General features: G+C 65.4%; 12 protein-coding genes. 8 read left to right on the top strand and 4 right to left on the bottom strand.

What is annotated here, in order from left to right; translation table 11 throughout:
• Positions 1-93 precede the first annotated feature (93 nt).
• The 8 genes from QDT69_RS30495 (at position 94) to QDT69_RS30460 (ending at position 9,216) form a co-directional block, all read left to right on the top strand.
• Entirely contained in the window at positions 94-1,269 is a 1,176-nt protein-coding gene (locus tag QDT69_RS30495) for a CoA transferase (RefSeq protein ID WP_279710168.1), read from the top strand.
• A 236-nt stretch (positions 1,270-1,505) separates the two neighbouring features.
• The gene (locus tag QDT69_RS30490) at positions 1,506-3,047 is read left to right on the top strand and encodes an ABC transporter substrate-binding protein (protein ID WP_279710167.1); all 1,542 of its coding nucleotides are present in this window, start codon (positions 1,506-1,508) and stop codon (positions 3,045-3,047) included.
• Positions 3,048-3,053: 6 nt separating this feature from the next.
• Positions 3,054-4,004 (top strand): ABC transporter permease, encoded by a 951-nt coding sequence (locus tag QDT69_RS30485; RefSeq protein WP_279710166.1) that lies wholly within the window; start codon positions 3,054-3,056, stop codon positions 4,002-4,004.
• Positions 3,991-4,860: an ABC transporter permease gene (locus tag QDT69_RS30480; RefSeq protein WP_279710164.1), complete on the top strand. Its 870-nt coding sequence runs from the start codon at positions 3,991-3,993 to the stop codon at positions 4,858-4,860. Before QDT69_RS30485 ends, QDT69_RS30480 begins: the two co-directional genes overlap by 14 nt.
• Positions 4,857-5,843 (top strand): ABC transporter ATP-binding protein, encoded by a 987-nt coding sequence (locus tag QDT69_RS30475; RefSeq protein ID WP_279710163.1) that lies wholly within the window; start codon positions 4,857-4,859, stop codon positions 5,841-5,843. The genes QDT69_RS30480 and QDT69_RS30475 overlap by 4 nt, the downstream gene beginning before the upstream one ends.
• The gene (locus QDT69_RS30470; protein WP_279710275.1) at positions 5,843-6,808 is read left to right on the top strand and encodes an oligopeptide/dipeptide ABC transporter ATP-binding protein; all 966 of its coding nucleotides are present in this window, start codon (positions 5,843-5,845) and stop codon (positions 6,806-6,808) included. Before QDT69_RS30475 ends, QDT69_RS30470 begins: the two co-directional genes overlap by 1 nt.
• Positions 6,809-6,934: 126 nt before the next feature.
• Positions 6,935-8,005, top strand: coding sequence for an alcohol dehydrogenase (locus QDT69_RS30465; protein ID WP_279710161.1), 1,071 nt, complete (start codon positions 6,935-6,937; stop codon positions 8,003-8,005).
• Between the two features lie 128 nt (positions 8,006-8,133).
• Positions 8,134-9,216, top strand: coding sequence for an isocitrate/isopropylmalate dehydrogenase family protein (locus QDT69_RS30460; protein ID WP_279710160.1), 1,083 nt, complete (start codon positions 8,134-8,136; stop codon positions 9,214-9,216).
• 71 nt (positions 9,217-9,287) lie between these two features.
• Here QDT69_RS30460 and QDT69_RS30455 read toward each other — a convergent pair whose 3' ends face one another.
• The 4 genes from QDT69_RS30455 to QDT69_RS30440 all read right to left on the bottom strand — a co-directional run bounded on the left by QDT69_RS30455 (position 9,288) and on the right by QDT69_RS30440 (position 13,579).
• Positions 9,288-10,535: a hypothetical protein gene (locus QDT69_RS30455; RefSeq protein WP_279710159.1), complete on the bottom strand. Its 1,248-nt coding sequence runs from the start codon at positions 10,533-10,535 to the stop codon at positions 9,288-9,290.
• A gap of 77 nt (positions 10,536-10,612) precedes the next feature.
• Entirely contained in the window at positions 10,613-10,894 is a 282-nt protein-coding gene (locus QDT69_RS30450; protein ID WP_279710158.1) for an acyl carrier protein, read from the bottom strand.
• A complete protein-coding gene (locus QDT69_RS30445) occupies positions 10,891-12,498 on the bottom strand; it encodes an amino acid adenylation domain-containing protein (RefSeq protein ID WP_279710157.1) in 1,608 nt (535 codons plus the stop codon). The genes QDT69_RS30450 and QDT69_RS30445 overlap by 4 nt, the downstream gene beginning before the upstream one ends.
• A 10-nt stretch (positions 12,499-12,508) precedes the next feature.
• Positions 12,509-13,579 (bottom strand): LLM class flavin-dependent oxidoreductase, encoded by a 1,071-nt coding sequence (locus QDT69_RS30440; protein WP_279710156.1) that lies wholly within the window; start codon positions 13,577-13,579, stop codon positions 12,509-12,511.
• Between the last annotated feature and the right edge of the window lie 32 nt (positions 13,580-13,611).

The raw sequence follows: 13,611 nt of genomic DNA, 5'->3' as shown, positions 1-13,611 counted from the left end.
CGGGTCAGCTCACTTTAGGGTCGCGCGACGCCAACAAAGACGACGCTGGAGGAAGCCTTGCCCACGACAATAGCCGCTGACGATGAGGGGAATTTGACACGGAGCTTTGACGGCCTTCGCGTGCTCGATTTTTCGACCACGATCGCCGGACCTCATTGCACGCGGATGCTCGCCGACATGGGCGCGGAGGTGATCAAGATCGAGCCCAGCGAGGGCGAGACGATGCGGACGCGGCCGCCGCTGCGCAACAATTGCTCGACGGCATTCGGCCAGCTCAATATCGGCAAGAACAGTCTGGTGCTCGACCTGAAGTCGCCGGCCGGCGTCGAGGCCGTGCGCCGGCTGATCGCGACCGCCGACGTGCTGGTGGAGAATTTCCGCCCCGGCGTGATGCGTCGGCTCAAGCTCGATTATGCGTCAATCCGCGACATCAATCCGAAGCTGATCTTCTGCTCGATCTCCGGCTACGGCCAGACCGGCCCGTCGGCGGAATTGCCGGCCTATGCGCCGGTGATCCATGCCGCCTCGGGTTACGAGATGGCGCATCTCGCCTACCAGCCGGGCCGCAGCCGGCCGGACTATTGCGGCATCTATCACGCCGATGTGCTGACCGGCGTCTACGCCTTCGGCGCGATCTCGGCCGCGCTCTATCAGCGCAGCGCCAGCGGCAAGGGCCAGCATATCGACGTCTCGATGCTGGAATCGATGCTGAGCCTGACCCTGAACGAGTTGCAGTGGTCGCAATTCGAGGTGAAGCAAACCCAGCGCCCGATGTTCGGCCCGGTCGAAACCACCGACGGCTATGTGATGGTCGCAATCGCCAGCGAGAAGACGTTCCAGAACCTGATGCAGGTGATCGGCCGTCCGGAATGGGTGTCCGATCCTCGCTTTGCCCGATATTCCGATCGGCGGGACAACTGGGCGGGCCTGATGGAGGGCGTCGAGGCGTGGTCGCGCGCGGTCAGCACGGAGGACTGCCTTGCCGCGCTCAATGAATATGGCGTGCCGTCGTCGGCCTATCGCACCGTGCGGGAGGCGCTCGCCGATCCGCAAATTGCCCATCGCGGTGCACTGGCCGAAGTCGCGGACGGCGGCGGCAGCTTCAAGGTGCTCAACCTGCCGTTCCGGATGTCCGGTGCAACGGTCGGTGCCCGGAAGCGGATGTCGACGCTCGGCGAGCACACGCTGACCTATCTGAAGGAGATCGGTCTCTCCGACGATCAGATCGCGGGCTTCGCAGCGCAACCGGCAAAGACCGCGCGCAATTAGAGCATGATCCGGACCTGGAAGGCTGCGTTCGCACAAAGTGGAAACCGGTCTTCCGAAGGATCATGCTCAAACGAGAAGATGTGATCACGATGCGATCTCATGAGATCGTATCGTGATCCCCCTGCGGCTTTTCATCCGTATTACGGTCTTGTCGCGCGCGGCGATTCCGGACAATCTGCCGCTCGACATACGACGATCCGGAACACCGGACGTCACCCATCTGGGAGGGAGCATTGATGACGCTGGTCGGGCGCGCGCACGCGGTTGCGCGCATATTTCTTGTGGCGGGATTTGGTGCGGCGGCATTTGCTGCACCGGCCTATGCGCAGAAGCAGGGCGGTACGCTGACCGTCGGCCAGGAGCTGGACATTCCGGGCTTCGATCCGCTCAAGGTCGGCGTCTACGACACCTCGGCCAACACCGCGGCGGCCGCGATCTTCGACACGCTGATGACGCTCGACGACAAGGGCGAGCCGAAGCCGAAACTCGCGCTGTCCTGGGAGCATTCCGAAGACTTCAAGACCTGGACCATCAAGCTGCGGCCCGGCGTCAAATTCCACGACGGCACGCCGTTCAATGCGCAGGCGGTGAAGGAGAACTTCGACCGCCAGAAGGACCCGGCCAACAAGTGCCGCTGCGCGTTCTACATTACCAGCATCAAGAGCGTCGACGTCATCGATGATCTCACCGTGCGCTACAATTTCAGCGACCCGTCGGTGAACTTTCCGGCGACACAGTCGATCCAGAGCTCCAATAACGTGATGCAGTCGCCGACGGCGTGGAAGACCAAGGGGGACGACTACAACCGCAACCCGGTCGGCACCGGTCCCTATATCCTGAAATCCTGGACCGCCGGCGACCGCATGGTGCTGGAGAAGAACCCGGATTACTGGGACAAGGGCAAGCCCTATCTCGATCGCATCATCCTGAAGCCGCTGCCCGATGCGCAGTCGCGCTTCGCCTCGCTGCAATCCGGCGAGGCCGACGTCATCTGGGACGACGAGGCCGACGCCGACAACATTATCAAGGCGCGCAAGGACCCGAGTCTGACCGTGCATACCTATCAAGGCTCGGGAGCCGCAGTTGCCGCCTTCAACACCAAGGTCCCGCCTTTCGACGACGTGCGCGTGCGCCAGGCGCTGGTGATGGCGCTCGACCGCCAGAAGATGTCGCAAGCGATCACCAATGGTCTGGCGCGGCCGGCCAGCAATCCCTATGGCGACGGTTCCTGGGTAAAGTGCAAGGATGACGGCGCGTTGCCCTACGATGTCGAGAAGGCCAAGGCGTTGATCAAGGACTACGGCAAGCCGGTCGAGTTCAAGATGCTGGTCACGGCGACGCCGCGCGGTCGCACCGGCGGTCAGGTGTTGCAACAATTCTGGAAGCGCATCGGCGCCAATATGGAGATCGAGCAGGTCGATCAGGCGACCATTCCGCCGCGCGCCTTCATGCGCCAGTTCCAGCTGACACCGTGGCGCATCGTCGATCTCGCCGATCCCGATCCGCAGATGTACGCCAATTTCCACACCGGCAGTCCGGTGGCGCTGGCAAACTATTCCAATCCGGAGCTCGACCGGCTGCTGGAGCATGCAAGGACCACCGCCGACGTCGCCCAGCGTACCGACGATTATTGCGCGATCAGCCGCCTGATCAACAAGGAGGCGATCTGGTTCTGGACCTTCCAGAACACCTACTACGCAATGTCGAGCGTGAAGGTGAAGGGCGTGCCAAAGATGTTCAACGGGGTGCTCGACGTCTCCTACGCCTGGAAGGAATAGCCTTTCATGCTGTTCTTCGTCGCGCGCCGGCTCCTGTACCTGGTGCCGGTGCTGATCGCGGTTTCGGTCCTGACTTTCGTCATCGCCTCGCTGTTGCCCGGCGATCTCGCTTACGTGATCCTCGGCGACCAGGCGACGCCGGAGAATGTCGCGGCGCTGCGTCACGATCTGGGGCTCGATCAGCCGATCTGGCTGCGCTATCTCGGCTGGCTCTGGCACATCCTGCAGGGTGATTTCGGACGATCGTTCCGCACCGGGCAGACCGTGTTGCAGGCGGTCAGCGAACGCGTCCCGATCTCGTTCGAGCTGATGGTCTTCGCCGAGCTGATCGGGCTTGCGATCGGCGTGCCGCTCGCGATCGCCTGCGCGGCCAAGGCCGGCAGCGCGTTCGATCGCTTCATGACCGGCTCGGCCTTCGGCATGCTGTCGGTGCCGACGTTCCTGTCCGCGATCCTCCTGATCTACCTGTTTGCGGTCGAGCTGCGCTGGCTGCCGGCGACCGGCTATGTGCCGTTCACCGAGGGTCCGGTCGCCAATCTGCGCTTCATGGTGCTGCCGGCGTTGACGCTCGGGCTTGCGGAATGGCCGGGCATCATGCGCGTGCTGCGCTCCGACATGATCGCTGCACTCCAGGAGGATTATATCGCCCTCGCCAAGGCAAAGGGCCTGAAGCCGTCGCGCATTCTGTTCGTGCATGCGCTGAAGCCGTCGTCGCTGACGCTCGTCACCATCACCGGCATCAATATCGGCCGCCTGATCGGCGGCGCCGTGATCGTCGAGACGATCTTCGCGCTGCCCGGTATCGGCCGTCTCCTGGTCGGCGCGATCCTGACCCGCGACCTCATCATCCTGCAGGGCGTGGTGCTGCTGGTCGGCGCGGGCTTCGTGATCATGAACTTCATCGTCGATCTGCTCTACGCCTTACTCGATCCGAGGATCCGCCATGGCCACGCTTGAGCTCAGCCTCGACGAGAGCAGTGCCGCACCGCCGCGGCGCAAGCGCCGGGTTGGCACGCTGTTCTGGTTCGCGGTCGGATGGACAGTCGTGGTATTTGCGGTCGCGATCCTTGCCGACCTGTTGCCGCTGCCGAGCCCGACCGACATGGACATGCTGGAGCGGCGCGGGCCGTTCTCCGCCGAGCATTGGCTCGGTACCGACGGTCTTGGCCGTGACGAGCTGTCGCGGCTGATCTATGGCGCACGGATCTCGCTGATCGTCGGCCTCTGCGCGCCGATGATCGGGGTCACCATCGGCGGCGCGCTCGGCATGCTCGCCGGCTATTTCCGCGGCCGCTTCGAATCCATCGTCGTCGGCGGCATGGACGTGCTGCTGGCATTCCCGCCGCTGATCCTGGCGCTTGCGGTCACCGCCTATCTCGGCCAGTCGATCTTCAATTTGACCTGCATTCTCGGCGTGCTCGGCATTCCCGCCTTCATGCGGGTGGCGCGGGCGGCGACGCTGACGCTGGCGCGGCGCGAATTCGTCATCGCGGCACAGGCGCTCGGCGCCACGCATACCCGCATCCTGCTGCGTGAGCTGCTGCCCAATGTGCTGCTGCCGCTGCTTGCCTTCTTCCTGCTCGGCGTCGCCGTCACGATCGTGGTCGAAGGATCGCTGTCCTTCCTCGGCCTCGGCGTGCCGCCGCCGATCTCGAGCTGGGGCAGCATGATCGGGGAGGGGCGGGAGAGCCTCGACGTAGCGCCGCGCCTCGCCTTCATTCCGGCGGCCGCGATGTTCCTCACCGTGCTCGCGTTTAACCTGATCGGCGACACCATGCGCGCGCTGACCGACCCCAGGCAGGGTGCGCTATGAGCGGTGCGCTGCTGTCGGTCGAGAATGCGGTGGTCGACCTGCCGACGCCGCGCGGCAACCTGCGTGCGGTGGATCATGTCGATCTCGCCGTCGGCGCCGGCAGAACGCTCGGCATTGTCGGCGAATCCGGCTGCGGCAAGACCATGCTGTCGCGCGCCGTCCTGCAGCTGCTGCCCAAGAAGGCGAAGCTGTCCGGCCGCGTGATGTTCGACGGCCAGGATCTCACAACGCTGTCGGCGGAGAAATTGCGCAAGCTGCGCGGCCGCTCGCTTGCGGTCGTGTTCCAGGATCCGATGACCTCGCTCAATCCGGTGCTGACCATCGGCACCCAGTTGATCGAGACCATCCAGGAGCACCTCGAGCTCGATCTAGCCGAGGCCAGGCAGCGCAGCATCGAACTGCTGGCGGCGGTTGGCATTCCCGCGCCGGAGCAGCGCCTGGCGCAATATCCGCACCAGCTTTCCGGCGGCATGCGCCAGCGCGTCGCGATCGCGGTGGCGCTGTCCTGCGAGCCGAAGCTCTTGATCGCGGACGAGCCGACCACCGCGCTCGACGTCACGATCCAGGCGCAGATCCTCGATCTGCTGGCACGCGAGCAGCAGCGCCGCCACATGGCGATGATCATCATCACCCATGACCTCGGCGTGGTCGCCGGCCGCACCGACGAGGTCGCGGTGATGTATGCGGGCCGCGTCGTCGAGCGCGCGCCGACGCCGGCCTTGTTCAAGCAGATGCGGATGCCCTACACCGAGGCGCTGCTCGCCGCGCTGCCGAAGCTCGACGTCGCGCCGCATACGCCGCTGCCGGCGATTTCGGGCCGACCGCCTGATCCGACCCGGCCGCTCAAGGGCTGCTCGTTCTCGCCGCGCTGCCGCTATTCGGCCGGGCGCTGCGCCTCCGAGAAGCCGCAGCTCTGCTCGGCCGAGACGCCTGAGCATCTCTACGCCTGCTTCCATCCGATTGCCGCGAGGGTTGGCGCGTGATGCTGCAGGCCGCACCCAATCCGCTGATGAAGGTGGAAAACCTCGTCGTCGAATATTCGGTGGGAGGCAAGACCATCCATGCCGTCTCCGACGTCAGCCTCGAAATCGCGCGCGGCGAGACGCTGGGGCTGGTCGGCGAATCCGGCTGCGGCAAGTCGACGCTCGGCCGCGCCGTGCTGCAATTGCGCCAGGCCGTCTCCGGCAAGGTGCTGTTCGACGGCCACGATCTTACCACCCTGAAAGGCGAGCCGCTGCGCCAGATGCGCCGGCGCGTGCAGCTGATCTTCCAGGACCCGATTGCCTCGCTCAATCCGCGGCGGCGCATCGGCGACATCGTCGCCGAGCCGCTGGTGATCGCGGGCGTCAAGGATCCCGAGGAACGCAAGCGGCGGGTAGCCGAGGTGCTGTCGGCGGTCGGCCTCGATCCCGCGCTGGTGAGCGGACGCCTGCCGCATGAATTCTCCGGCGGACAATGCCAGCGCATCTGCATCGCCCGCTCGCTGGTGCTCAATCCGGAATTCGTGATCTGCGACGAGCCGGTGTCCGCGCTCGACGTCTCGATCCGTGCCCAGATCCTCAACCTGCTGGAGGAGATGAAGGCGCGCTATGGCCTGACCCTGCTGTTCATCGCCCACGACCTCGCTGTGGTGAAGGCGGTCTCGGATCGTGTCGCGGTGATGTATCTCGGCCGGCTCTGCGAGGTCGGTCCGTCGGAGCAATTGTTCGCACGGCCGGCGCATCCTTATACCGCGCTGCTGATCGAGGCGATCCCGGTGCCCGATCCGGATGTCCGCCCGACCCAGAGCGTCCCGGTCGGCGAGCCGCCGTCGCCGATCGCGCCGCCGTCCGGCTGCCGTTTCCGCACCCGCTGCCCGCGCGCCGATGCACGTTGTGCCAGCGAGGTGCCGGAACTGCGTCTGGTCGCGACCGGCCAGTTCGCGGCTTGCCATCATCCACTGATCTGAATAGTGACGCCTTGACCGTCGAGCGGGCTGCATGGCGGCTCGCTCGAAAATGCGGTCATGAGCGTTTGTCCCGGGCGGACAGGCGTGGCAAGGTCCGCCGCAACAACAAGCTTCGGGAGAACCGCGATGAAGAGTTTCCAGGTCGTCGATTTCAACGCCCCCTTGAAGGAGGTCGATCAGCCGACGCCGCAGCCGTCGGGCACGCAGGTACTGATCAAGGTCAAGGCCGCCGGCGTCTGCCACAGCGACCTGCACATCTGGGAGGGCGGCTACGATCTCGGCCATGGCCGCAAGCCGCTCTCGCTCAAGGATCGCGGCGTCTCGCTGCCGCGCACGATGGGCCATGAGACGGTCGGCGAGATCGTGGCCTTCGGGCCCGACGTCAAGGACGCCGACAAAGGCGGTCTCAAGGCCGGCGACGTCGTGCTGGCCTATCCCTGGCTTGGTTGCGGCAAATGTCCGACCTGTCTCGGCGGCGACGAGAACATGTGCGCGATCAAGCCGAATGCGCTCGGCGTCTATTGCGACGGCGGTTACGCCGATCACATGACGGTGCCGCATCCGAAATATCTGCTCAACCTCAAGGGGCTCGATCCGGTCACCGCCGCGCCCTACGCATGCTCGGGAGTCACGACCTACAGCGCGCTGAAGAAGGTCGAGAAGGATCTCGACACGCCGATCGTGATCTTCGGCGCAGGCGGCCTCGGCCTGATGGCGCTCTCGCTGCTGAAGGCGATGGGCGGCAAGGGCGCGATCGTGGTCGATATCGATGCCAGGAAGCGCGAGGCGGCCGAAGCCGCCGGTGCGCTCGCAACCGTCGACGGCAAGGCGCCCGATGCGTTGGAGCAGCTCATCAAGAAGGCCGGCCAGCCGATCCGCGCCGCGATCGACCTGGTCGGCAACGCCCAGACCTCACAGCTCGGCTTCGACTGCCTGACCAAGGGCGGCAAGCTCGTGATCGTCGGCCTGTTCGGCGGCGGCGCGACCTGGGCGCTGCCGCTGATCCCGATCAAGGCGGTCACCATCCAGGGCAGCTATGTCGGCAATCAGCGCGAGACCCAGGAGCTGCTCGACCTGGTGCGCGAGAAGAAGATCCCGGCGATCCCGGTCACGCCGATGCCGCTGGCGAGGGCCAACGAGGCGCTGACCAATCTGCAGAAGGGCCAGCTCGTCGGACGCGCGGTGCTGACGCCGTAGTTGTCCCGTCATTGCGAGCGAAGCGAAGCAATCCATGCCGAAGCGCCGGGATAGATGGATTGCTTCGTCGCTTCGCTCCTCGCAATGACGACTAGGTGACCGTTCGCTCTCCAGCCGAGGAAATTCCCATGTCCGCCAACGACGCACTTCACATCGCAGTCCTCGGGGGCGATGGCATCGGCCCCGAGGTGATGGCGCCGGCGCTTGAAGTGCTACGCAAGATCGAGGCATCGGCCGGTCTCAAATTCCGCTTCACCGAGGCGCCGGCCGGCGCGGGCCATTACAAGGAAACCGGCAAGTCGATGCCGGAGAGCACGATCCGGCTGTGCGAGGAGGCCGACGCGATCCTGCTCGGTGCCTGCGGTCTGCCATCGGTGCGTTACCCCGATAACACCGAGATCGCGCCGCAGATCGAATTGCGCGTAATCTTCGATCTCTATGCCGGCGTACGGCCCGCGCGATTGATCCCGGGCGTAAAGAGCACGATCGTCGGCGCCGATCAGAAAGGTATCGACCTCGTCGTGATCCGGGAATCGACCGAGGGCCTGTTCGCTTCGATGGGCAAAGGCGTCGTCACCGACGACGAGGCACGCGAGACGATGGTGATCACGCGCCGGACCTCCGAGCGGCTGTTCGAGTTCTCTTTCCGGCTTGCCGAACGCCGCAAGGCGCGCGGCAAGGTTGGTGGCGGGCTGACCTGCGTCGACAAGGCGAACGTGTTCAAGGCATTCGCGTTCTTCCGCAGCATCTTCGATGAGACTGCGAAGCGTCATCCCGACGTCAGCGCCGATCACCTCTATATCGACGCGACCGCGGCTGCGCTGGTGAAGCGCCCCTGGGACTTCGACGTCATGGTGACCGAGAACATGTTCGGCGACATCCTGTCCGATCTCACCGCCGGCCTGATCGGCGGCATGGGCATGGCGCCGTCGGCGGACATCGGCGACCGCTACGCGGTGTTTCAGCCGTGCCATGGCACCGCGCCCGACATCATGGGGCAGGGCAGGGCCAACCCGACCGCGATGATCCTGTCGGCTGCGATGATGCTGGACTGGCTCGCCGACAAGCACGGTCTCGAAGGTGCGGCCGAAGCCGGCGAGCGGATCGAGCGCGCGGTCGACAAGGTCTATGCCGGAGGCATCAAGCCGTTCGAGTTTGGCGGCAGCAACGGCACCGCCGATGTGGCGAAGGCCGTGCTGGCAGCGCTTTGAGCGAGGTACAATCTCCAACTCGTCATGCCGAGGTGCTCGCGGAGCTCCGCCGCGCCGGCTGACCCGAGGCGTCACGGCAGCAGCGTTGCGTCGCCATCAAACGGGCCGGCGTACCAGGCGTTCTCGTCCGCGAGGGTCCGGGCAAGGGCCTCATCCGTCGTCTTGTAGACGAGCGGATCGGTCGGGTAGGTCCTGACGTAGGGATGCCATCTCATCAGGATCTGCCTGACGTGTTCAGGTAGGCCGATCACCTCGAAGAGATGACCGCCCGAAGCGACCGCGTCCGAATAGACCGCATCGAGCAGCGCCTCGGTCACGTCCGGGTCGTCCTGCTCCACCAGAATGTCGGCGAGCATCGACCGTCGCAAGCCGGTCTCGCGATCGACGGCATGCAGCACGACGGCATACCCTGCCAGGCGCTGGAATCGATGGTAGCAGAGCACTGCAACCGTCGAAGAGCTTCCCGGGAGCGTGAAGTGCCACCTGAGAGAGGCGGGACTTCGGTCCGCCAGCAACCGAGGTGCCTCGCCCAACTTGCGCCGCCACAGCGCGTCAAATTCGTCCCCAATGTCGTTCACGTCGACTTGCGTTATTTTGCTCGACGGACGGCTCTGTGGTCCGCGGCGGAGCGAGTCCAGCCGCAGGACCGACGAAGCGAGGAAGGCTCCGGCCGCCTCCATTCCGCTCGCGAGGCCAAACTTCGCCGCGAGCACTCGCGCGAATTCATGGACATTCAGGATCCAGAACAGCACCTTGTCGTGGTCGGGGCGAGGCAGCGACCTTGCATGAAGGGCTTTTGACTGATTGACCACGGACGCGGTCGAGTGCGTGATCACGAACAGGGCAACATCTCGCTGTCGGAAGAACGAAGCCAGCAGGCCGATACAGCGCGTGCGGTAGGCCGGCTCGATCACCAGGCCAGCGGCTGTCGCGGCGATCATCGTTCGGTTCTCGAACTGATAGAGTACGGGGACGCTTCCCTGGTATCCGACAATCCCTTCGGCGGTCTCCAGCACCCACCCCATGCTGGGTTGCGATTTGACGGCGACCATCGCAGGATTTTGCCGCCATAGCCGATGCCAGTTCTCGAGAGTGTCTTTCGCAAGTCCGCCACGTTCCTTCAGCCGTGCGATGCTTGCGAAATCTGCGAACTGGACCTCGCGCTGCTTCGCCGGCGCCACCGCGCTTCCGGGCAGCGGCGCCGTTTCGGCTTGACCGGACGAGGGACGCCGCCGGCTCTCCAGGAGCCGGAGCAGGATGTCGGCGGCATGATACTTTGAGTGCGTCAGAATTCGCGCCGGCGCAGCGGTCCCTGCCATCAATCCCTCCCTGGGCGCGATGCGCTTCCCATCACGGTACCGTCCGGTATGCGAGCCCCGGGGCAGTTCCATTTGCGTCATGACGGATGCGGCCTCAACTGCTCCGACACGAAAAGGCACAAGGGCCCGATCAGCGTCATCTGTTCGGGGTCGAGGTTCTCGAAATCGATCTCCCTGTCGAAGTGCTCGCCCGCCGCCATCATCATCTCGACGAAGGCCAGCGAATCGAGTGCCCCGGACAGCAGCAGGTCGTAGTCGTCGGGGAGGTCGCGCAACGGGCGCTGTCCGCGATCCTCCAGCTTCCGGTTGAGGAAGGCTCCGAAGAAGGCGCGGACGTCGTCGGTGGTCGGACCGTTCATTGACAGTCTCCCAAGACCGCCGGCATGGCCTTGCGGTCGTATTTGCCGTTGGCGTTGCGGGGCAACCGGCCGCGGACGTGCCATCGTCTCGGGACCATGTAGTCCGGCAGTCGGGCGGCGACCGCCGCGCGAAGCCCGTCGAGATCGACCGGCCCGCCTTCGATGAGCACCTCGATGCCGCCATAGCCGCTCGAGGTGATGGGCCAGCCGATCGCAACGACGCCGTCGATGCCCGAGGCTTCGCGCACCACCGCCTCGACCTCGCCGAACTCCACCCTGTGCCCGAGGATCTTCACCTGGGAATCCATGCGACCGAGATGGGTGAGGGGACCATCGCCGGCGGGCCGGCGCACGCGGTCGCCGGTGCGGTAGAACACGTCGTTTCGTCCAGGCGGGACGACGAACGCTGCGGCGGTCTTTCCGGGATCCTTCCAGTAGCCGAGCGACATCTGCGGACCGCGCATCAAGAGCTCGCCGTCCGCGCCCGGTTCGACCTCGTCCAGATGCTCGTCGACGACGAGCACGTCCATGCCTGGGAACGGAGCGCCGATCGGCACGATCCCCATCTCAGACTCAGCCGGCGTCCGCTTCGGATCCCACCGGTAGCCGGTGCACGCGATGGTCAATTCGGTGGGGCCGTAGATGTTTTCCACGATGCTGTTCGGCGCGGCTATCGCCCAGGCCTCGACGCTGCTGACGGGCAGCGGCTCGCCGCAGAACAGGCTCAGCCTGAGCGAGGGAAACCCTCCCGGCTTCAGCAGACCGCATTGCTTCATCAGCGCGGCCATCGAGGGCACCGAGAACCAGACCGTCAGCGCCTGCTCGCGGATGAACCGGCCCGGATTGAGCAGCGTCTTCTGCGAGGGGCAGCACACACATGCGCCGCGTTCCCACGCCACGAACATGTCGGACGCCGACAGGTCGAACGTCATGTCGAAGGTCTGCGAGACGACGTCCCGCTCGGTGATGGCGAAGCGCTCCGCGGCGTGATCGACATAGGCCATGACGTTGCGATGCGCGACCATCACGCCTTTCGGGACCCCGGTGCTGCCGGAGGTGAACAGCAGATAGGCGATCGCGTCTTCGGGCACGTCCGGCTCGCGCCAGTCGGCATAGCCTTCGAGATCGGCGGAGCCGACGACGACGTGCCGCGGCCAGCGTTCGCGGTAGGCGCATGGATCCGCGAGATCGGGCGCGATCACCAGCAGCGGTTCGTCCGCGCCCGCCATGAGCGCGTCCATTTGCGGCAGGGATTCCGCGTCGACGATGATCGAGCGACACTCGGAGCGGACGAGCATCGACCTCGTGCGCTCGACCGGGAAGGTACGGTTCAGCGGCACGTAGCCGTTTCCGGCCAGAAGCGATCCGAGCACGCCGGCGAAGGCCGTTGTGCTGCGATGCGCGAACACAGCGGTGAGGGGCGTCCACGACGCCATGCGATGCGTCTGGATGCAGGCGGCGATTCGGACGGCGAGCTCGCGAAGCTGCCGATACGACAGCGATGTGCCCTGCGCGACGACGGCGGGGCGGTCGGGAAACAGTTTCGCCGAACGCAGGAAGCCCGTCCACAATCCCCACCGTGATCCGTCCGCGCGCAACTCCATTGACGATTGCCTAGCCTGCGAGGCCCTGACCCGCCGGATCGCGAAGCGCGAACGACTTCAGATGCCGGGCCTTCGTCAGCGCCTGTGCGAAGACCTCGCCCGTATGGACCAGTTCCTCGCGGGTGGGTGGAATGTCCAGGATGAACGTTCCGTAGCCGGCCGCGGCGTAGCGCGCGAGCTCGTCGGAGACGACACCGTAGTCGCCGACCAGATACGGGCAGAAGGTCTTGTAGTTCTCGAACGGCACCAGCCAATAGGGCGTGTTCTGGACTGCGGTCTCGGCCGCGAGATCGGACATCTGCTTGTGCCACGCCGAGTCCGAGACCTTCATGGCCAGCTTGTGCGCGAGTTGCCCCTTCTTGTCGGTCGGGAAGCGCGCGTGTGCGACCCGCCAGGCCTCCTCGGCGCTCGCGCGGGCGATGATGCCGACGCGGATGCCCGAGCCGGTGCAGTCGGCGGCGTCCGCCTGCACATGCTCTGCGGCCGGCTTGGGATACTTCACAGGCGTCGCGCCCAGCGCCTTGGCGGCCGCGAGCCCCGCTTCAGAGGATCCGGACACGAACATGCCGGGCAGCAGCTCCCGCGGCAGCGGTGGCGTCATCCGCAGATTGCGGATGGCATGGGATTCCCCTTCGAAGGTCACCGGCTCGGCGTTCTCGAGCAGCAGCTTGATGATGCCGGTGTACTCGATGAGCCTTGCGTAGCGCTTGTCGTGCGCCGTCGCGTCGCCGAGCGCCGCCAGCTCGGTCGTGTAGCCGCCTGCGACCATGTTCAGATAGAGCCGGCGCCCGTACATATGCGCGAGCGAACTCACCATCTTGGCGACGCTGTACGGATGCATGTAGACCGGCTGCACCGCCACCAGCGGACAGAGCTCCCTGGTGCTCTGCAGGATGACCTGCGAGACAAGCCAGGGATCGACCAGGGAATTCTCCGTGTAGACCAGGATCCCCTTGCAGCCTGCCTCTTCGCTCCAGCGAGCGACCGACTGAACCCGTTCGACATAATCCGCCGCCGGGACCGCGCTGGATTGCGGGCACGTGCTGAAGACTTCGAAGCGAATATCGGACACCGCATCCATCGTCCACCTCCATGCGAAAGGCGTACGGACGC

The organism is Bradyrhizobium sp. CER78 (assembly GCF_029846235.1).
Taxonomy (GTDB): Bacteria; Pseudomonadota; Alphaproteobacteria; order Rhizobiales; family Xanthobacteraceae; genus Bradyrhizobium.
This window is presented reverse-complemented; position numbering and strand designations above follow the sequence as displayed.

Coding starts and splice junctions, on each gene's coding strand:
- QDT69_RS30490 (WP_279710167.1), top strand. CDS start 1,506: ATGACGCTGGTCGGGCGCGCGCACGCGGTTGCGCGCATATTTCTTGTG.
- QDT69_RS30485 (WP_279710166.1), top strand. CDS start 3,054: ATGCTGTTCTTCGTCGCGCGCCGGCTCCTGTACCTGGTGCCGGTGCTG.
- QDT69_RS30480 (WP_279710164.1), top strand. CDS start 3,991: ATGGCCACGCTTGAGCTCAGCCTCGACGAGAGCAGTGCCGCACCGCCG.
- QDT69_RS30475 (WP_279710163.1), top strand. CDS start 4,857: ATGAGCGGTGCGCTGCTGTCGGTCGAGAATGCGGTGGTCGACCTGCCG.
- QDT69_RS30470 (WP_279710275.1), top strand. CDS start 5,843: ATGCTGCAGGCCGCACCCAATCCGCTGATGAAGGTGGAAAACCTCGTC.
- QDT69_RS30465 (WP_279710161.1), top strand. CDS start 6,935: ATGAAGAGTTTCCAGGTCGTCGATTTCAACGCCCCCTTGAAGGAGGTC.
- QDT69_RS30460 (WP_279710160.1), top strand. CDS start 8,134: ATGTCCGCCAACGACGCACTTCACATCGCAGTCCTCGGGGGCGATGGC.
- QDT69_RS30455 (WP_279710159.1), bottom strand. CDS start 10,535: ATGGCAGGGACCGCTGCGCCGGCGCGAATTCTGACGCACTCAAAGTAT.
- QDT69_RS30450 (WP_279710158.1), bottom strand. CDS start 10,894: ATGAACGGTCCGACCACCGACGACGTCCGCGCCTTCTTCGGAGCCTTC.
- QDT69_RS30445 (WP_279710157.1), bottom strand. CDS start 12,498: ATGGAGTTGCGCGCGGACGGATCACGGTGGGGATTGTGGACGGGCTTC.
- QDT69_RS30440 (WP_279710156.1), bottom strand. CDS start 13,579: ATGGATGCGGTGTCCGATATTCGCTTCGAAGTCTTCAGCACGTGCCCG.